Origin of the sequence: Rhizorhabdus histidinilytica (assembly GCF_900167915.1) — a bacterium.
Taxonomy (GTDB): domain Bacteria; phylum Pseudomonadota; class Alphaproteobacteria; order Sphingomonadales; family Sphingomonadaceae; genus Rhizorhabdus; species Rhizorhabdus histidinilytica.
Genome location: NZ_FUYM01000006.1, coordinates 121,625 through 139,181 on the forward strand (window position 1 = coordinate 121,625; position 17,557 = coordinate 139,181).

Below are 17,557 nucleotides of genomic sequence, written 5' to 3' on the forward strand. Positions count from 1 at the left end.
CGTCAGTCGGTGATCAGCTCGACCGCCAGCGGGCCCTTGCGGCCCTCGGCGATGCGCGCCCTCATCCGCGTCTCGGGAAGAAGGTCGGGCAGGCCGGCGCGGCGAACCGTTTCCATATGGATGAAGATATCCTGGGTCTCGCCGTCGCGGACGAGGAAGCCATAGCCCTTCAGCCGGTTGAACCACTTGACGGTGACCGGCTCGGGATCGCCCGCCTGGTCGATCAGCTGGGTCGGGTCGACGCGGTCGGCGTTGCGCTTGGCGATCAGGTCGGGATCGGGACCCGTCGCGGTCGACAGGTCGATCGCGAGGATGCGGCGCGCCTGCAGGCCGCGGTCGCGCGCGACCACCTCGCACGCGATGCGCGCGCCTTCGGGCAGCGTCCGGCGGCCATGGTCGCGCAGCACGGAAAAATGGACGAGCACGTCGCCGCGATCGCCGTCGGTGGCGATGAAACCGAAACCGCGGGTGGCGTCGAACCATTTCACTGCACCCACGACGGTCTCGGCGGGTTCGCCGGCAGCCATCGATATGCATTCCTGCCCGCTGTCCACGCTGACGTCGCGCAACGTCACAGACGCAACAGACTTCTCATTCATCGCCCTGTCACCCGCAGCCCTGGCGTCAGCTTCTATCATAGAGCGCCGTTGAAACGAAGCGCTTCCGAATCCGGTGCCGCGCCCCAAACCCCTGCCATTGCGCGTTCTGCGTCACGGTTCAACCCCTACCTCGTCGGGATCAACCTGGAGCAGGCGCAACACCAGTTCGATCGGATGGCCCGCACGCGCCATCGCGGCGATCCAGCGGCGTTTTTCAGCGGGATCGGCGGCGCGCGCGGCGAACGGCCCGATCCGCTTGCGCCGGGCGTAGCGCAGTGCCGCCGCCTCGGCGTCGTCGTCGATCCGCTCACGCAGCGCCTCGGTCGTCTCGGCGTCGATCCCGGCGGCGCGCAACGCGCTGCCGATCCGTCGCGCGCCATAGCCGCGCCGCAGCAGCGCGTCGGCCCTGGCGGAGGCGAAGGCGCGGTCGTCGACATAGCCGCGCTCGGCGAAGCGCGCGACCAGCGCCTCGACCGGGGCGGGGCCGTCGCCGTCCCAGCCGCGCTCACGCAGCTTGCGGCGCAGATAGGCGGCCAGCTTCGCCCGCGTCGTCGCATAGCGCGCGGCATAGTCGAGCGCGGCGCGCTCGAGCGTGGCGGCGTCATAGGGCGGTAAGGCTTTGGCAACGGAACGGGGCATGCGCCATGATTGTGCCACAGTCGGGCCGGATTTTGAACGCGCCGCTCGGCAAGATGTGGCGCAATGAACGAGGCTGCCTGGTGGCTGGCCGGCATGACCGCGAGGATGCGACGATGCTGGATCGGGTGGACATGGCCGCAAATGAACGAAGGATCAGACCGATAATGGCATTGGTGCCGACGCCGACAGCCGATGCGCTGCCGCGCCGTTTCTCCGATTTCGAAACGCTGGGCGCCGCCCTCGACTATGCCGCGACCGGCGCGCGAGGGCTGAATTTCCACGACGCCCGCGGCACGCTGACGCGTCCCTATCCCTTTTCGGAGCTGCGCGCCGAGGCCTTGGCCAATGCCGGCCGGCTGATCGCGGCGGGAATCCGTCCCGGCGACCGCATCGCCCTGATCGCCGAGACGGGCGCGCATTTCGCCGCGCTGTTCTTCGGCGCGGTCTATGCCGGCGCCTGGCCCGTGCCGCTGCCGCTGCCGACCTCGTTCGGCGGCAAGGACAGCTATATCGACCAGCTCGCCGTCCAGCTCGGCAGCTCGGACCCGAAGCTGCTCTTCTTCCCCGAGGAGCTGGCCGAGATGGCGGCCGCCGCCGCCGCGCTGCGCGGGGTCGAGGCGCTGAGCTACGAGGCGTTCGAGACGCGCGAGGCGGTCGACGCGATCCTGCCGCAGGCGTCGCCCGACGACATCGCCTATCTGCAATATTCGAGCGGATCGACCCGCTTCCCGCACGGCGTCGCCGTCACCCATCGCGCGCTGCTCAACAACCTCGCCGCCCATGCCTGGGGCATGCTGCTCGAGCCGCAGGACCGCTGCATCAGCTGGCTGCCCTGGTATCACGACATGGGGCTGGTCGGCTGCTTCCTGTCGCCGATCGCCAACCAGGTGTCGGTCGACTACCTCAAGACCGAGGATTTCGCCCGCCGCCCGCTCGCCTGGCTCGACCTGATAAGCCGCAACGAGGGCACCTCGATCAGCTATTCGCCGACCTTCGGCTACGACATCTGCGCACGCCGCATGTCGAGCCAGACCAAGGCGTCCGAGCGTTTCGACCTGTCGCGCTGGCGGCTCGCCGGCAACGGCGCCGACATGATCCGGCCCGACGTGATGCAGTCGTTCGTCGACGCCTTCGCGGAGGCCGGCTTCAAGGCGACCGCCTTCCTGCCGAGCTACGGTCTGGCCGAGGCGACGCTCGCCGTCTCGATCATGCCGCCGGGCGAGGGCATCGTCGTCGAGCTGGTCGAGGAGACCCAGCTGTCGGGCGGCGACCACAGCCAGGATCGGCCGCGCCGCTTCCGCGCCATCGTCAACTGCGGCAAGCCGGTGCGCGACATGGCCGTCGAGATCCGCGACGAGGACGGATCGGTGCTGCCCGACAAGATGATCGGCAAGCTGTGGGCCAAGGGCCCGTCGATCATGACCGGCTATTTCCGCGACCAGGAGGCGACCGAAGCCTGCATGGTCGACGGCTGGCTCGACACCGGCGACATGGCCTACATGTCCAACGGCTACATCTACATCGTCGGCCGCGCCAAGGACATGATCATCATCAACGGCAAGAACCACTGGCCCCAGGACATCGAATGGGCGGTGGAGCAGCTTCCCGGCTTCAAGGCCGGCGACATCGCCGCCTTCGCGATCACCACCCCCGGCGGCGAGGAGACCCCCGCCGTGCTCGTCCAGTGCCGCACCTCCGATCCCGAGGAGCGCGCCCGGCTGCGCGACCAGATCCGCGAGAAGGTCCGCGCGATCACCGGCATGCACTGCGTCGTCGAACTGGTGCCGCCGCGCACCCTGCCCAAGACCAGCTCGGGCAAGCTGAGCCGCGCCAAGGCGCGCAACCTCTATCTGTCGGGCGAGATCCAGGGCTACGACATCGCGGCGTGATGGCGGCATGATCGGACGGCGCGATCGCGGCGGCGCGATCCGGCCCGGCATCCGCCGCCCGCATGCACCAACCCCTTGCGCTTGCACGCCCCCACCGCTATGTGCCCGCGTCTCGGACCCGGAGGAGTGTAGCTCAGTTGGTAGAGCATCGGTCTCCAAAACCGAGGGCCGGGGGTTCGAGTCCCTCCACTCCTGCCATCTGACGATGGCCGGCAGGCCGCTGGGGTCGAGAAACGAGACGAGGTCAGGTCCGCCGGCCGAAAGGCCGAACAGCGGACCGCGGCCTCGTGTCGTTGTTTGAGTGATTTTCCGGGTTGGACCGGGCAGGATAGGCTGAGGACGTGGCGAAGACTTCACCCGTTGAGTTCATCAACCAGGTCAAGGCCGAGACCCGCAAGGTCGTCTGGCCGAGCCGCAAGGAAACGATCGCGACCACCATCATGGTCGGCATCATGACCCTGCTGCTGGGCCTGTTCTTCTTCGGGATCGACCAGATGTTCGCGTCGATCGTGAAGTTCCTGCTGTCCCTCCTGGGCTAAAAGACGGAGACGTTGGCGTTCATGGCGCGCTGGTACATCATTCACGCCTATTCGGGCTTCGAGAACAAGGTCCGCGAAGCGATCCTGGCCGATGCCGCGCGCCTGGGCCTGGAGCAGCTCGTCGAAGCCGTCGAGGTTCCCACCGAGAAGGTGACCGAAGTCCGCCGCGGCAAGAAGATCACGTCGGACCGCAAATTCTTCCCCGGCTATGTGCTGGCGAAGCTCAGCATGAACGACGACGTCTATCACCTGGTGAAGAACACGCCGAAGGTGACGGGCTTCCTGGGTTCGTCGGGCAAGCCGCAGCCGATCAGCGAGGCCGAGGCCGCGCGCATCCTCAACACCAAGGAGGAGGCCGCCGCCGCCGCGCCCAAGACCAAGCTCAAGGTCGACTATGAGATCGGCGACCAGGTCAAAGTGCTCGACGGTCCGTTCGCCAGCTTCAACGGCGTCGTCGAGGAACTCGATTTCGACCGCAGCCGCGTCAAGGTGTCGGTGTCGATCTTCGGCCGCGCGACCCCCGTCGAGCTCGAGTTCGAGCAGGTCGAGCGGGTCAAGTGACGGCCTGACCAGGGCCGTCATCCTGAACTTGCTTCAGGATCCACCGGGCCACACGCACGCACGATGCGGATGATGGGTGGATGCTGAAGCAAGTTCAGCATGACGATTTGGAAAGTTTCGGAGCGATCCGGAATAGGCGCCTTGCAGGTGCCGAACATTGCGGGAGAGGGCCTCGGCCTTCGCATGGACCGCTAAACTTGGAAGAGAGTGAAACATGGCAAAGAAGATCACGGGCTATATCAAGCTCCAGGTGCCCGCTGGAAAGGCGAATCCGTCGCCGCCGATCGGCCCCGCGCTCGGTCAGCGCGGCGTCAACATCATGGACTTCTGCAAGGCGTTCAACGCCCAGACCGGTGATTTCGAGGTCGGCACCCCGCTGCCGACGATCATCACCGTCTATGCGGACCGTTCGTTCAGCTTCATCACCAAGACCCCGCCGGCGACCTATCTGATCAAGAAGGCGATCAACCTGAAGTCGGGCTCGAAGGAGCCGGGCAAGGCGAGCGCGGGCAAGATCAAGCGGTCGCAGCTGGCCCAGATCGCCGAAGTGAAGATGAAGGACCTCAACGCCAACGATATCGAGTCGGCGACCCGCATCATCGAAGGCTCGGCCCGCGCGATGGGCCTCGAAGTGGTGGAGGGCTGAGACCATGGCCAAGCTGACCAAGAAGCAGAAGAACCAGGCCGCGTCGGTCGACAGCCAGAAGCTGTACGGCGTCGATGAGGCGATCGCCCTCGCCAAGCAGAACGCCACGTCGAAGTTCGACGAGACGATCGAGGTCGCGCTGAACCTGGGCGTCGATCCGCGCCACGCCGACCAGATGGTCCGCGGCGTCGTCACCCTGCCCAAGGGTACCGGCAAGGACGTCCGCGTCGGCGTGTTCGCGCGCGGCGCCAAGGCCGACGAAGCCAAGGCCGCCGGTGCCGAGGTCGTCGGCGCCGAAGACCTGCTCGAGACGATCCAGGGCGGCACGGTCGATTTCGACCGCTGCATCGCGACCCCGGACATGATGGGCCTGGTCGGCCGCCTCGGCAAGATCCTGGGTCCGAAGGGCCTGATGCCGAACCCGAAGCTCGGCACCGTGACGATGAACGTCGCCGAAGCCGTCAAGGCTGCCAAGGGCGGCCAGGTGGAGTTCCGCGTCGAGAAGGCCGGTATCATCCACTCGGGCATCGGCAAGGCGAGCTTCCCGGCCGAGGACCTGCGCGCCAATTTCGACGCGTTCGTCGACGCGATCGTCAAGGCGAAGCCCGCCGGCGCCAAGGGCAAGTATCTCCGCAAGGCCGCGGTCAGCTCGACCATGGGCCCGGGCGTGAAGATCGACGTGGCGGATGTCGCCGGCGCCTGATCGCCGGTCCGCAACGTTCCTTCGAAAGGGGCCGGGAGCGATCCCGGCCCCTTTTTCGTGCGCCATATCCGATCGGGCCTCGCCTGTCGGGTTTCTTTACACCCTTACCCCACCCGCCCGCGCCATCCGGCACCGAAACCCCCGGAAAACGGGCGTTAGGCGCAAATGGCACGATTCTGGCTTACCTTCTTGGCAACCCGTTATTCTCTCGCCCGGGGGCGAGGGCGGGGGAGGATGGTCCGATGGTCAGTTCCGCATTCCGGGGGGTATTTGCGTTGAGCATGGCCGCCGTGATCGCCTCTCCCGCCTGGGCGCAACTCGATACGGTGACGGCGTGGCTGCAGAAGGTTCCGCAGCCCAGTGCGCTCGTCCTGTTCCTGGTCGCGGTCGCGGGGGTGCTGGTGGGTCGCTATGCGAGCCGCAGGCGCCGCGAGCCATGAGTTGCGCATGATGTTCGAGTGGCTTGCGTTCCCATAGCGTGTGTTCCGGTGCGTTGTTTTGCGTGATGCGGCCCCCGCCCGCCCTTCCCCGCCACCCCGGCGGCGATGGACGGGCGGGGGTTCGCCGTTTCGGCGATCGGCGTTTCGACGATTGACCTTGCCGCGCCGGCACGCTTGAAGCGACGGCATGACCGGCACCCTCGACCAGCTCGAATCGACCATCGCGGCGCGGCGCGCCGCCGATCCCTCCACCTCCTATGTCGCCGCGCTGTTCGCGAAGGGCATGCCCAAGATCGCCCAGAAGCTGGGCGAGGAGGCGGTCGAGACGGTGATCGCGGCGATGGCCGGCGACCGCCACGGGGTGACGAGCGAGGCGGCCGACCTGCTGTTCCACCTGATGGTGCTGCTCGGCGAGGCGGGGGTGCCCTTCGCCGACGTGCTCGCCGAGCTCGACCGCCGCGAAGGCGTGTCGGGCCTCGCCGAGAAGGCGGCGCGGCCGAAGGGGTGATCCGTCCCTCGCGGGAACGACGAAGTGGGAGTTGAGGAAGACCATGCCGATCGACGCGACCCAGCCCTATGACGACGACAATGTCTTCGCGCGCATCCTGCGCGGCGAGTTGCCGTCGCGGAAGGTCTATGAGGACGAATGGGCGCTCGCCTTCCACGACATCAACCCGCAGGCGCCGATCCATCTGCTGGTGATCCCCAAGGGCCGCTACGTGTCGTGGGACGATTTCGCCGCCAAGGCGAGCGACGCCGAGATCGCCGGCTTCGTCCGCGCCGTCGGTCATGTCGCGCGCGAGGCGGGGCTGCCCGCGCCGGGCTATCGCCTGCTCGCCAATGTCGGCGGCCACGGCCATCAGGAGGTGCCCCACCTCCACGTCCACGTCTTCGGCGGCCGGCAGTTCCACGCGATGCTGGTGAACTGATCCGCGAAGGCCGGCCGACCGCCCTCGCGCAATTCTGTTGCGCGCGGCGAATTAGCGATTAGGCTCCCCCTCCCATGACCGGCCGCGCGCACAAGCCCGGCATGAAAGGGACATCCGCATGATATTCGGGCGTGTTAAGCCTCTCGACGCCATTCTCGCCACCGCAGCGAAGAAGTCGCTGCACCGATCGCTAGGGCCGTTCCAGCTGACCATGCTGGGGATCGGCGGCATTATCGGAACCGGTATCTTCGTTCTCACCGCCGAAGCCGCGCAGAAGGCCGGCCCCGGCATGATGCTCAGCTTCGTGATCGCCGGCTTCGTCTGCGCGGTCGCCGCCCTCTGCTATGCGGAGATGGCGGCGATGGTGCCGGTGTCCGGCTCCGCCTACACCTACAGCTACGCCGTGATGGGCGAACTGGTCGCCTGGATGGTCGGCTGGGCGCTCGTCCTCGAATATGCGATCGCCGCCGGCGCGGTGTCGGTCGGATGGTCGGGCTATGTCGTCGGGCTGTTCCAATCATTGACCGGGATAACCGTACCCAAGGAACTGGTGCTCGGCCCGATCGACGGCGGCATCGTCAACATCCCGGCCGCGATCATCGCGCTGCTCGTGACCTGGCTGCTGGTGCTCGGCACCAAGGAGAGCGCCACCGTCAACGCCGTGCTCGTCGGCATCAAGGTCGCCGCGCTGTCGCTGTTCGTGGTGCTGGCGCTGCCGGTGATGAACATGAACAATTTCGATCCCTTCGCCCCGCTCGGCTTCGCCGGCATTTCGGCGGCGGCGGCATCGATCTTCTTCGCCTATGTCGGTTTCGACGCGGTCTCGACCGCCGCCGAGGAGACCAAGAATCCCCAGCGCAACATGCCGATCGGCCTGATCGGCTCGCTCGGCATCTGCACCATCTTCTACATGCTCGTCGCCGCCGGCGTGATCGGCGGCGTCGGCGCCCAGCCGATGCTCGATGCCTCGGGCGCCGCCATCCCCACCGGATCGCCCGCGCTGGCGCAGGCCTGCTCGGCGATCGGCGACGCCAAGGTCGTCTGCTCGAAGGAGGCGCTGGCCTGGACCCTGCGCGAGATCGGCTACAAGGAGATCGGCAACCTGCTCGGCCTCGCCGCCGGCCTCGCCCTGCCCTCCGTCATCCTGATGATGATGTTCGGCCAGACCCGCATCTTCTTCGTGATGAGCCGCGACGGCCTGCTGCCGGGCGTCTTCTCGCGGGTCCATCCGCGTTTCAAGACGCCGCATGTGGTGACGATCCTGACCGGCGTATTCGTGGCGATCTTCGCCGCGCTGTTCCCGGTGGGCGCGCTCGCAGACATCTCCAACTCAGGCACGCTGTTCGCCTTCGCCGCGGTGTCGATCGCGGTGCTGGTGCTGCGCCGGACCGATCCGGACCGCCGCCGCCCGTTCCGCACGCCGGCGGTGGCGCTGGTCGCCCCGATCGCGACGATCGGCTGCATCTACCTGTTCTTCAGCCTGTCGCGCTACACGATCACGCTGTTCTTCAGCTGGGCCGCGGTCGGGCTGATCGTCTATTTCCTGTACGGCTATCGGAAGAGCAATCTCGGCCGGGGCATCGTCGAGACTCACGAGACCGATCCCGACGCGCCGCCGCAGCCGGTGCCGCCGATCGAGTGATCGACGGGAGCAGGACCAAAGGATCGAGCCCGGCAACCGCCGGGCTCTTTCTTTGTCAGGACGTGCGGAGCCGGTCCTCGATCAGCCGGGCGAGGTCCTCCCCCTCCGGCAGGCGCGGCCCGGTCAGGGCGATGATCCGCCCCGCCGCGATCGCCCCCATGCGCAGCGCCACCGGCAGGTCGCGCCCCTGCGCGAGCCCGGCCAGCACCCCGGCGGCGAACAGGTCGCCCGCCCCGGTCGTGTCGACGACCGCACCGAAGGGCTCGGCCGGCGCCTCGTAGCGGCGCGCGCCCTCGACCGCGATCGCCCCGTCCCGCCCGCGCGTCGCGATCAGCAGCGGGACCCGCGCCGCCGCCCAGGCGACGCCGGCCTCGAAATCGGCCCGGCCGCTGAGCTCGGCCAGTTCGCCTTCGTTGGCGAACAGGATGTCGATCAGCCCCGCGTCGAGCAGCGCGACGAAATCGTCATGGTGCTGCTGGACACAATATTCGGAGGACAGGGTGAAGGCGGTGCGCCGGCCATGCGCGCGGGCGACCTCGATCGCGGCGCGGGCAGCGGCGCGCGGCTCGTCGGTCCGCCACATATAGCCTTCGACGTAGAGGATCGCGGTATCCGCCGCGATCGCGCCGTCGAATGCCGCCGCCGGCAGATATTCGGACGCGCCGATCGCCGTGTTCATCGTGCGGTGCCCGTCGGGGCTGACGATGATCAGGCACCGCCCGGTCGGCCGGTCGATCGGCGGCAGCGGGAAGGCGATGCCGCTGGCGGCCATGTCGGCGGCGAACAACCGCCCCAGCCGGTCGTCGCCGACCTGGCCGATGAAGGCGAGCCGCAGCCCCAGCCGCGCGAGCGCCGCCATCGTGTTGGCGGCGGAGCCTCCGCATACCTCCTCGCACTGTCCCATCGCCTCGTGCAGCAGCACGGCGCGGTCGGGGGCGATCGGCTGCATCAGCCCGCGCCGCAGCCCCTGCGCCGCGACGAAGCCGTCGTCCTTGTGACACAGCACGTCGACCAGCGCGTTGCCGATCGCGACGACGTCGTAGCGGGGGGGAATCATGCGCCCGGCTCCTAGCGAAAGCCGTCGCCGCCGCCAAGCGGTCCGCCGCCCGGCGCTTGCGCCCGGACCGATATGATGCTGTGCGGGACGGCATGACCCTGTTGCGATCCGTCCGCCTCCTGCCCCTCGCCCCCGCCGCGCTGCTCGCCGCCTGCGGGCCGAGCGGCCAGGTTCCCGTCGTCTCCGCCCCACCGCCGCCGGTGCGGGCAGAGGCCGGGCTCGACCGGGTGCTGGGCAAGGACGCCCGCGCGCTGATCAGCCTGTTCGGCGTCCCCGACCAGGACGTTCGCGAGGAGCCGGCGCGCAAGCTGCAATATGCCAGCGGCGTCTGCGTGCTCGATGCCTATCTCTATCCGCCGGGGCCAGGCCGCGAGCCGGTCGTCACCCATGTCGACGCCCGCCTGCCGACCGGCGAGGACATCGACCGCGCCTCCTGCATCGCCGCGCTCAGCCGGCGGAAGGAAGCGCGGTAGGACCAATCGAGCCTTTTATCCGACCCGCTCACCCTGAGGAAGCATTGAGCGTAGTCGAAATGCTGTCTCGAAGGGGTGTTCGAGGCTCGAATATCCTTCGATACGGGCCTTCGCCAAGGCTCAGTCCCTCCTCAGGATGAGCGGACGTGGTGCGTCAAGTTAAACGCACGACGCTCTAGAAGCCGAAGAATGGCCTCGTCAGTCCCGGCCCTCGGGCGCGCCGAGCGGGAAGAAGTGGCGATAGGGCCGCGCCTCGTCGAGCGCGCGGGCGTAGCTCGGCCGGGCGAGCAGCCGCGCGCGATAGGCTCGCAGCGCCTCGTATTTCTCGGGGATCGCGTGGCTCCAGTCGGCGTAGAGCAGCTGCGGCGCCGCCGAGCAGTCGGCCAGGCCGAAGTCGCCCGCCACCCATTCGCGGTCCCGCATCCGTTCGTCGAGCAGCGCATAGGCGGTGTCGAGCGCCGCGCGCCAGCGATCGCCGCCGTCGTCATGCTCGCGGCCGATCGCGATGTAGACCAGGCGCTGCTGCGGATAGGCGACATAATTGTCGAAGAAGCGGTCCCACATCCGCGTCTCGGCCGCGGCGAGCGGATCGGCCGGGATCAGGCGCGGCGTATCGGGAAAGCGCGCCTCGACATATTCGATGATGCCGGTCGCCTCGAACACCAGCCGGCCGTCGTCGACCGCCACCGGGAATTTGCCGATCGGCCAGAGCGCGGCGAATTCGCCCGCGTTCGGCTCGCTGCCGTCGAGCATCTTCTCCTCGAAGGCGATGCCCTTCTCGTGGAGCGCGGTCTTGGCCTTCTGGCAGTAGGAGGAGAAGGGATGGGCGTAGAGCTGGATCGTCATGGTCGCGCTGCCTTTCCGTTCATCGGCCGATGATGACATGCCGGGCGATCTCGCCCGCTTCGCTGGAGAGCACCCTATAGCCGAGTGCGGGAAGATCGAGCCCCGCGAACAGCGCTTCGCCGCGGCCGAGCAGCACCGGCGCCACCGCGAGATGCAACTCGTCGACCAGCCCGGCCGCCAGATATTGGCGCAGCGTCGACACGCCGCCGCCGATCTTGACGTCGCGATCGCCGGCCGCCGCCTTTGCCTGCTCCAATGCCGCGCCGATCCCCTCCGTCACGAAGTGGAAGACGGTGCCGCCCGCCATCACCAGCGGCTCGCGCCGATGGTGGGTGAGGATGAAGGTCGGCGCGTGGAACGGCGGTTCGTCGCCCCACCAGCCCGTCCATTCGTCGCCCTTCCAGGGGCCACGCACCGGACCGAACATGTTGCGGCCGAGGATATGTGCGCCGAATCCCTCCATCGCGCGGCGGGCGTGGACCGCGTCGACGCCGTCGGTATCGCCGCCCTCCTCACCGATCATCGCGCGGAAGCTGCGCGTCGCGAAATACCATTGGTGCAGCTCGGTGCCGCGATGCCCCAGCGGGTCGGCGAGGCTCTGGTCGGGGCCGGCGCCGAAACCGTCGAGCGAGATCGAGAAGCCGGCTGCGCGAACCTTGCTCATGATGCCCTCCTGAACCGCTTTCAATCTGCAAGCAGTTGCGCTCTAGTTCAACCGATTGTATTTTGCAAGCAGTTATGATGACGGATCGACTTTCCGGCCGCTCCGGCTGCCCGATCAACCTGACGCTCGAAGTGCTCGGCGACCGCTGGAGCTTGATCGTCATCCGCGACATGATGTTCGGCAACCGCCGCCATTTCCGCGAGCTGCTCGGCCAGTCGGAGGAGGGCATCGCCTCCAACATCCTCGCCGACCGGCTGAAGCGCCTCGTTGCCCTGGGGGTGCTGTCGAGGCAGGACGATCCCACCCACAAGCAGAAGGCGGTCTACAGCCTGACCGACAAGGGGATCGAGCTGCTGCCGCTGCTCGTCCAGATGGGCGCCTGGGGCCGCCGCCACCTGCCGACCACGCCGGAGCTGGCGATCCGCCAGCAGCTCATGGAGGACGGCGGGCCGGCGCTGGTCGCGGATTTCATGGCCGAGCTGCGCCACCTCCACCTCGGCACGCCGCTGCCCGTCGGGCATGATCCGGTGCTTCCCCGGCTGCGCGCGGCCTATGAGGCCGAACTGGCGCGTCGCGAAGGCTGACGGAAAAAGGTCGGTTCCGCAGCGATCATGTTGCAGGACGATGACGCGCCCCATGGCCTGACCCGCCCCGATCGCGCAAGACCTTGATCGTTTCAGGCTGAATCAGCCTGAAACGTGAATCAAGGTCTCGACATATGCTGAGAGCCTGATTCACGTCATCGGCGGAAGCGCTTTGCGCTTCCGCCTCAAACGATCAGGCTCTACGCAGGCGATCGCCATGACCGACCTGATCTCCCCCGTCGCCGACCATCTCAAGTCCCGTGGTGCACAAAAGCTGCCCGGCGCGAAGGCCGAGTTGTTCGTGATCCGCGATTTCCTGCCGGCGGAGACCTGCGCCGAGCTGGTCGCGCTGATCGACCGCGACAACCGGCCATCGACGATCGCCGACGACCAGGGCATCGCCTATTTCCGCACCAGCAAGACCTGCGATCTCGATCCCCGCGGCGCGCTGGCGCAGGCGATCGACGCGCGGATCGCCGATGCGCTGGGCATCGATCCCCGACTCGGCGAACCGATCCAGGGCCAGAAATATGACGTCGGCGACGAGTTCCGCGACCATACCGACTATTTCGAACCGACCGGCTTCGACTATCTCGCCCATTGCGGCGAGACCGGCCAGCGGAGCTGGACCGCGATGATCTACCTCAACGAGCCCGCCGCCGGCGGCGCCACCCGCTTCCGCCGGCTCGACAAGATCATCCCGCCCCAGCGCGGAAAACTGGTGGTCTGGGCCAATATCGACCGATCCGGCCAGCCCAATGAGGCGACGCTCCATTGCGGGATGAAGGTCCGCAGGGGCGCCAAATACGTCATCACCAAATGGTATCGCGAACGGCCCTGGCCCGACCGGACCTGACCCCGGCCGGCTGTCTCCAAACTGTCATGTCGGCGTAATCGAGCCGCCATCCAGCCTCTCTAGGAGCGGGTTCCGAAGGGCGTGGCCGAGAGTCGGGCGCCCCCTCGTCCAGCAAAGGGGCCATCATGAACAAGTTCCGCACCATCCTGATGCTCGGCTGCGCGCTGGCGGTCACCGCCTGCGGCGGCGCCGACGACGTCGCTTCGCCCGGTGAAGGCACCATCGTCACCCCGACCCCCACGCCCACCCCGACGCCCACGCCGACCCCCACCCCGACCCCGGGCCAGGCCGCCGCGAGCTGCCCGACCGGCACGATCGACCGCGGCACCGTCACCTCGGCGTTCCGCAACTGCGAGATTTCGGGGCGCATCAGCGCCGACTACACGCTGCAGAAGCTGCCGGGCGTGGTCTACTCACTCTCCGGCCCGGTCAATGTCGGCACCGACATCGGCGGCGACGGCGCGGCCGCGGGCGGCCAGCGCGTCACCCTCACCATCCAGCCGGGCGTCACCGTCTTCGCTTCGTCCGGCAACGACTATCTGGTCGTCAACCGCGGCTCGCGCCTGAACGCGATCGGCACCGCGTCGTCGCCGATCATCTTCACCGCCCGCGACAACGTCGTCGGCACCGCGACCGACAGCAGCCAGGGCCTGTGGGGCGGCATCATCCTGCTGGGCCGCGCGCCGATCTCGGACTGCAACACCGCGGTCGCCGGCGGCTCCGCCCAGTGCCAGCAGGTCATCGAAGGCACCACCAGCTCGCTCTATGGCGGCGACCAGGCGGCCGACAACAGCGGCACGCTGCAATATGTCCAGATCCGCTATTCGGGCTTCGCGATCGCGCCAGGCAACGAGCTGCAGGGCCTGACCCTGGGCGGCGTCGGCAGCGGCACGACGCTCGACCACATCCAGATCCACAACAGCTCGGACGACGGCATCGAGATCTTCGGCGGCCGTGCCAACCTGAAATATCTGGTGATCACCGGCGCCGACGACGACGGCCTCGACACCGACCTCGGCTACAAGGGCTTCATCCAGTTCGTGATCGGCGTGCAGCGCGACGGTTCGAACGGCGACTCGATGATCGAGGCCGACTCGAACGGCAACGAGGACGCGACCCCGCGGCAGAACACCCGTCTCGCCAACTTCACCTTCGTCCAGCGCTCGACCGTCCAGGGCGGCAACGTCATGCTGCTGCGCGGCGGCACCGACTATACGATGGTCAACGGCGTGGTGACCGGCACCGGCGCCTGCCTCGACATCGACGAGACCGGCACCACCACGACCCGCGCGGCCAACAGCAGCCTCGACGACGTCGGCCCGCCGGTGTTCAACTCGGTCGCCTTCGCCTGCGCCGGCGGCAACTATCGCGCCGACGGCAACGAGGCGGCGGTCCAGACGATCTTCACCGCCGGCAGCAACAACAAGCCGGGCTTCACCGCGTCGCTGACCGGGACCTACATCAACGGCGCCAACGAAGCGGCCGTGACGCCGTTCGACGCCAAGACGCTCGGCAGCTTCTTCGTCACCACGTCGTACATCGGCGCGGTGCGGGACGCGACCGACACCTGGTATGCGGGCTGGACCTGCAACTCCTCGACCGCGTCGTTCGGCAGCACCAGCGGGGCCTGCACCGCGATCCCGAACTGACCGGCGCTTGAACGACGATACGGGCGGCGGTCGCGCAAGCGTTCGCCGCCCGTTCGCACATTTGAACGGGGACCCACCATGAACAACCCTCTCGCCCTCGGGCGCATTCTCCTCCTTTCGACGGCGCTGATGTCGCCGGCCGCGCTGCTCGCGCAGGCCGCCGCGCCGGCGCCCGCAGACCAGCCCGCCGACCGGTCGGCCGCCGTCCAGGGCGAAGAGCAGGTCGAAATCTCGACGCTCGGCGCACCCGCCGCCCGCGACATCGTCGTCACCGGCCGCCGCCAGCAGAACGTCGTCCGCGCGACCCCGCAGGTCGTCTCGGTGCTCTCCTCGGCCGACATCGCCCGCACCGGCGACGGCGACATCGCCGGCGCGCTCCAGCGCGTCACGGGCCTGTCGGTGGTCGGCAACGGCTTCGTCTACGTCCGCGGCCTCGGCGACCGCTATTCGCTGGCGCTGCTCAACGGCTCGCCGCTGCCGAGCCCCGAGCCGCTCAAGCGTGTCGTCCCGCTCGACCTGTTCCCGACCAGCATCCTCGCCTCGTCGCTCGTCCAGAAGAGCTACTCGGCCAATTATCCGGGCGAGTTCGGCGGCGGCGTGATCAACCTGACGACCAAGGCGATACCGACCGAGACCTTCCTGTCGATCGGCGGATCGATCGCCGGCGACAGCGTGACGACCGGCAATCTCGGCTACACCTATTACGGGTCGGACTATGACTGGTTCGGCTTCGACGACGGCACCCGCGACATCCCCAGGGGGCTGAAGACCGCGATCAGGAATTCCGGCACCACCCCGATCGTCCAGGGCGCCAACTACAGCGCACAGGACCTGCAGGGCTTCGCCGCCAGCCTGAACAATGCGGACACCGCGCTGCTCCAGCGCAACCGCAACATCCCGGCCAACTTCTCGGCCGACCTGACCGGCGGCACCTCGTTCGACACCGACAGCGGCCGCGTCGGCGTCCTCGCCGCCTTCGGCTACAGCAACAGCTGGCGGACCCGCGACGTGCTCCAGCAGTCGTCGATCGACCCCGACCTGGCCGGCATCCCGCAGACCCAGTTCCAGACCGTCATCACCGACAACCACGTCACGGTGAACGGCCTGCTCGGCCTCGGCGCCGAGGTCAACGATCACAAGTTCCGCTGGACCAACCTGTTCATCCGCGACACCGTCAAGCAGGGCCGCCTGTCGGCCGGCTACAACCGCAGCGTCGAGGACCAGGACCCGACCTTGCCGGCGTCGCTGCTCAAGCAGAACACCTACTGGTTCGAGCGCCAGCTGATCGACACCCAGGGCGTCGCCGAGCTGCGTTTCGACAAGCTCAGCATCGACCTGCGCGGCACCTACGCCAACTCGCAGCGCGAAAGCCCCTATGAGCGCAGCTTCAGCTATAATTACAGCCCGGTCGTCGGCGATTACGTCAACAACCTGACCTCGGCCGGCCAGTCGGCCGACATCGCGTTCAGCGACCTCAACGAGGACGTCTACGCGGGCAGCGCCGACATCGGCTACAAGCTCGACGGCGCGCTCAAGGGCACGCTGACCGCCGGCTATGCCTACAACAAGACGAAGCGCACGTCCGAGCGCTACCAGTTCCAGTTCTTCCGCCCGACCGGCGCGCTGAACCAGGGCGTCGCGCAGGAGCGGCCGGACTTCCTGCTATCCGACTACAATATCTACACCTACAACATCCAGCTGCGCGACGTGTCGGGCGCGGAAGGATCGCGCGCCTATGACGCGGATCTCGTGATCCACGCAGGCTACGGCCAGGCCGAGATCGAGCTCGGCAACGGCCTGCGCATCCAGGGCGGCGTCCGCTACGAGGACGCCAGGCAGACCGTCACCCCCGACGCCGGATCGGGCACGAACATCTCGAAGAGCTATTTCCTGCCGGCGCTGACGCTGACCTATAATTTCAACGACGACATGCAGTTCCGCCTCGCCGGATCGAAGACCGTCGCCCGTCCGCAGTTCCGCGAGCTGGCGCGCCAGATCTACCAGGACTTCGAGAGCGACCGCCAGTTCACCGGCAACCCGTTCCTGACCGACTCGAAGCTGTACAATGCCGAGGCGCGCTGGGAGTGGTATTTCGACCGCAACCAGCGGCTGTCGCTGGCCGGCTTCTACAAGAAGATCGACAATCCGATCGAGGCGTCGGCCTTCTTCGCGGGCGGCGGCGTGCTCCGCACCGGCTTCGCCAACGCGCCCGAGGCGCAGCTCTACGGCGCCGAGATCGAGGCCGAGAAGCACTTCCCGCTCGACAGCCTCGGCGGCGAGTTCTTCGCCACCAAGCGGCTGGTGATGATCGCCAACTACACCTGGACCAAGTCGAAGCTGAAGGTCGACGACTCGATCGTGATCGGACCGGACCTGTCGCCGGTCGCCGCCAACACGCTGTTCCGCGACGGTGCGCCGCTGACCGGCCAGTCGGACCATATCGCCAACCTCCAGCTCAGCTTCGAGGATACCGAGCGCCTGTCGCAGATCACGATGCTGCTCAACTATGCGAGCGAGCGCGTGACCAACCGCGGCCCGATCCAGGGCACGCTGCGCCAGCCCGACATCATCGAGAAGCCTGGCTTCCGGCTCGACCTGGTCGGCCGCCAGGGCTTCAAGCTGCTCGGCACCGACATGGAGCTGAAGGTCGAGGCGCGCAACCTGACCGGAACCCCTTACAAGGAGTTCCAGCGGGCCGGTTCGAACATCATCTACCTGAACCGCTACAAGGTCGGCCGCAGCTTCTCGCTGGGCCTGACCGCGAACTTCTGATCGCATCCGAAAAGACGCGGGGCGCGGGACCACGGGGTTCCGCGCCCTTTGCCTTGTCCCGTTCCCTTC

At 67.8% G+C, this 17,557-nt stretch carries 19 protein-coding genes and 1 tRNA gene; 15 read left to right on the top strand and 5 right to left on the bottom strand.

Translation table 11 applies throughout. The features are described 5' to 3' along the window. Positions 1-2: 2 nt before the first annotated feature. Both B5X82_RS14565 and B5X82_RS14570 read right to left on the bottom strand, forming a co-directional pair. The gene (locus tag B5X82_RS14565; protein WP_176152566.1) at positions 3-527 is read right to left on the bottom strand and encodes a cold-shock protein; all 525 of its coding nucleotides are present in this window, start codon (positions 525-527) and stop codon (positions 3-5) included. Positions 528-710: 183 nt separating this feature from the next. Next, positions 711-1,238: a regulatory protein RecX gene (locus B5X82_RS14570; RefSeq protein WP_223811127.1), complete on the bottom strand. Its 528-nt coding sequence runs from the start codon at positions 1,236-1,238 to the stop codon at positions 711-713. A 164-nt stretch (positions 1,239-1,402) separates the two neighbouring features. On the opposite strand from B5X82_RS14570, the gene B5X82_RS14575 reads away from it, so the two are divergent. The 10 genes from B5X82_RS14575 (at position 1,403) to B5X82_RS14620 (ending at position 8,587) form a co-directional block, all read left to right on the top strand. Further along, positions 1,403-3,127 carry a fatty acyl-AMP ligase gene (locus B5X82_RS14575; protein WP_079648894.1) on the top strand — a complete coding sequence of 575 codons (1,725 nt, stop codon included), beginning with the start codon at positions 1,403-1,405 and terminating at the stop codon, positions 3,125-3,127. A gap of 122 nt (positions 3,128-3,249) precedes the next feature. After that, a tRNA-Trp gene (locus B5X82_RS14580) sits at positions 3,250-3,325 on the top strand. Positions 3,326-3,468: 143 nt separating this feature from the next. Beyond that, positions 3,469-3,666 carry a preprotein translocase subunit SecE gene (secE, locus tag B5X82_RS14585; protein ID WP_012048772.1) on the top strand — a complete coding sequence of 66 codons (198 nt, stop codon included), beginning with the start codon at positions 3,469-3,471 and terminating at the stop codon, positions 3,664-3,666. A 21-nt stretch (positions 3,667-3,687) separates the two neighbouring features. Beyond that, a complete protein-coding gene (gene nusG, locus B5X82_RS14590) occupies positions 3,688-4,227 on the top strand; it encodes a transcription termination/antitermination protein NusG (RefSeq protein ID WP_012048773.1) in 540 nt (179 codons plus the stop codon). A 214-nt stretch (positions 4,228-4,441) separates the two neighbouring features. Then, positions 4,442-4,873: a 50S ribosomal protein L11 gene (gene rplK / locus B5X82_RS14595; protein ID WP_079648895.1), complete on the top strand. Its 432-nt coding sequence runs from the start codon at positions 4,442-4,444 to the stop codon at positions 4,871-4,873. 4 nt (positions 4,874-4,877) lie between these two features. Then, positions 4,878-5,576, top strand: a complete 699-nt coding sequence (rplA, locus tag B5X82_RS14600; RefSeq protein ID WP_079648896.1) for a 50S ribosomal protein L1 — start codon at positions 4,878-4,880, stop codon at positions 5,574-5,576. A gap of 290 nt (positions 5,577-5,866) precedes the next feature. Further along, entirely contained in the window at positions 5,867-6,016 is a 150-nt protein-coding gene (locus B5X82_RS26800; protein ID WP_176152567.1) for a PEP-CTERM sorting domain-containing protein, read from the top strand. A 187-nt stretch (positions 6,017-6,203) separates the two neighbouring features. Beyond that, the gene (locus B5X82_RS14610) at positions 6,204-6,524 is read left to right on the top strand and encodes a phosphoribosyl-ATP diphosphatase (protein ID WP_079648898.1); all 321 of its coding nucleotides are present in this window, start codon (positions 6,204-6,206) and stop codon (positions 6,522-6,524) included. Positions 6,525-6,567: 43 nt separating this feature from the next. Further along, entirely contained in the window at positions 6,568-6,945 is a 378-nt protein-coding gene (locus B5X82_RS14615; RefSeq protein WP_079648899.1) for a histidine triad nucleotide-binding protein, read from the top strand. Between the two features lie 118 nt (positions 6,946-7,063). Then, on the top strand, positions 7,064-8,587 hold the full coding sequence (locus B5X82_RS14620) for an amino acid permease (protein WP_079648900.1): 1,524 nt from the start codon (positions 7,064-7,066) through the stop codon (positions 8,585-8,587). 55 nt (positions 8,588-8,642) lie between these two features. Here B5X82_RS14620 and B5X82_RS14625 read toward each other — a convergent pair whose 3' ends face one another. After that, entirely contained in the window at positions 8,643-9,644 is a 1,002-nt protein-coding gene (locus tag B5X82_RS14625; RefSeq protein ID WP_079648901.1) for an adenosine kinase, read from the bottom strand. Positions 9,645-9,736: 92 nt separating this feature from the next. Between B5X82_RS14625 and B5X82_RS14630 the strand changes: the two genes are divergently transcribed. Further along, positions 9,737-10,117, top strand: a complete 381-nt coding sequence (locus B5X82_RS14630) for a hypothetical protein (RefSeq protein WP_079648902.1) — start codon at positions 9,737-9,739, stop codon at positions 10,115-10,117. 198 nt (positions 10,118-10,315) lie between these two features. Here B5X82_RS14630 and B5X82_RS14635 read toward each other — a convergent pair whose 3' ends face one another. Together B5X82_RS14635 and B5X82_RS14640 are read right to left on the bottom strand one after the other, a co-directional pair. Continuing rightward, positions 10,316-11,002 (bottom strand): glutathione S-transferase family protein, encoded by a 687-nt coding sequence (locus B5X82_RS14635; protein WP_079648903.1) that lies wholly within the window; start codon positions 11,000-11,002, stop codon positions 10,316-10,318. Next, positions 10,983-11,627, bottom strand: coding sequence for a dihydrofolate reductase family protein (locus tag B5X82_RS14640; RefSeq protein ID WP_079648904.1), 645 nt, complete (start codon positions 11,625-11,627; stop codon positions 10,983-10,985). Before B5X82_RS14640 ends, B5X82_RS14635 begins: the two co-directional genes overlap by 20 nt. Before the next feature lie 77 nt (positions 11,628-11,704). On the opposite strand from B5X82_RS14640, the gene B5X82_RS14645 reads away from it, so the two are divergent. From B5X82_RS14645 to B5X82_RS14660, 4 genes are all read left to right on the top strand, one after another. Then, a complete protein-coding gene (locus B5X82_RS14645; protein WP_235862700.1) occupies positions 11,705-12,211 on the top strand; it encodes a winged helix-turn-helix transcriptional regulator in 507 nt (168 codons plus the stop codon). 217 nt (positions 12,212-12,428) lie between these two features. Then, positions 12,429-13,067: a prolyl hydroxylase family protein gene (locus B5X82_RS14650; RefSeq protein ID WP_079648906.1), complete on the top strand. Its 639-nt coding sequence runs from the start codon at positions 12,429-12,431 to the stop codon at positions 13,065-13,067. A 125-nt stretch (positions 13,068-13,192) separates the two neighbouring features. Then, positions 13,193-14,716, top strand: coding sequence for a hypothetical protein (locus B5X82_RS14655; protein WP_079648907.1), 1,524 nt, complete (start codon positions 13,193-13,195; stop codon positions 14,714-14,716). Between the two features lie 78 nt (positions 14,717-14,794). Continuing rightward, positions 14,795-17,488: a TonB-dependent receptor domain-containing protein gene (locus tag B5X82_RS14660; RefSeq protein WP_079648908.1), complete on the top strand. Its 2,694-nt coding sequence runs from the start codon at positions 14,795-14,797 to the stop codon at positions 17,486-17,488. Positions 17,489-17,557 lie beyond the last annotated feature (69 nt).

Excerpts from the sequence above, each read along its gene's own strand:
- B5X82_RS14565 (WP_176152566.1), bottom strand. The coding sequence starts at position 527 with ATGGCTGCCGGCGAACCCGCCGAGACCGTCGTGGGTGCAGTGAAATGG.
- B5X82_RS14570 (WP_223811127.1), bottom strand. The coding sequence starts at position 1,238 with ATGCCCCGTTCCGTTGCCAAAGCCTTACCGCCCTATGACGCCGCCACG.
- B5X82_RS14575 (WP_079648894.1), top strand. The coding sequence starts at position 1,403 with ATGGCATTGGTGCCGACGCCGACAGCCGATGCGCTGCCGCGCCGTTTC.
- nusG (WP_012048773.1), top strand. The coding sequence starts at position 3,688 with ATGGCGCGCTGGTACATCATTCACGCCTATTCGGGCTTCGAGAACAAG.
- rplK (WP_079648895.1), top strand. The coding sequence starts at position 4,442 with ATGGCAAAGAAGATCACGGGCTATATCAAGCTCCAGGTGCCCGCTGGA.
- rplA (WP_079648896.1), top strand. The coding sequence starts at position 4,878 with ATGGCCAAGCTGACCAAGAAGCAGAAGAACCAGGCCGCGTCGGTCGAC.
- B5X82_RS14610 (WP_079648898.1), top strand. The coding sequence starts at position 6,204 with ATGACCGGCACCCTCGACCAGCTCGAATCGACCATCGCGGCGCGGCGC.
- B5X82_RS14615 (WP_079648899.1), top strand. The coding sequence starts at position 6,568 with ATGCCGATCGACGCGACCCAGCCCTATGACGACGACAATGTCTTCGCG.
- B5X82_RS14620 (WP_079648900.1), top strand. The coding sequence starts at position 7,064 with ATGATATTCGGGCGTGTTAAGCCTCTCGACGCCATTCTCGCCACCGCA.
- B5X82_RS14625 (WP_079648901.1), bottom strand. The coding sequence starts at position 9,644 with ATGATTCCCCCCCGCTACGACGTCGTCGCGATCGGCAACGCGCTGGTC.
- B5X82_RS14630 (WP_079648902.1), top strand. The coding sequence starts at position 9,737 with ATGACCCTGTTGCGATCCGTCCGCCTCCTGCCCCTCGCCCCCGCCGCG.
- B5X82_RS14635 (WP_079648903.1), bottom strand. The coding sequence starts at position 11,002 with ATGTCATCATCGGCCGATGAACGGAAAGGCAGCGCGACCATGACGATC.
- B5X82_RS14640 (WP_079648904.1), bottom strand. The coding sequence starts at position 11,627 with ATGAGCAAGGTTCGCGCAGCCGGCTTCTCGATCTCGCTCGACGGTTTC.
- B5X82_RS14645 (WP_235862700.1), top strand. The coding sequence starts at position 11,705 with ATGACGGATCGACTTTCCGGCCGCTCCGGCTGCCCGATCAACCTGACG.
- B5X82_RS14650 (WP_079648906.1), top strand. The coding sequence starts at position 12,429 with ATGACCGACCTGATCTCCCCCGTCGCCGACCATCTCAAGTCCCGTGGT.
- B5X82_RS14655 (WP_079648907.1), top strand. The coding sequence starts at position 13,193 with ATGAACAAGTTCCGCACCATCCTGATGCTCGGCTGCGCGCTGGCGGTC.
- B5X82_RS14660 (WP_079648908.1), top strand. The coding sequence starts at position 14,795 with ATGAACAACCCTCTCGCCCTCGGGCGCATTCTCCTCCTTTCGACGGCG.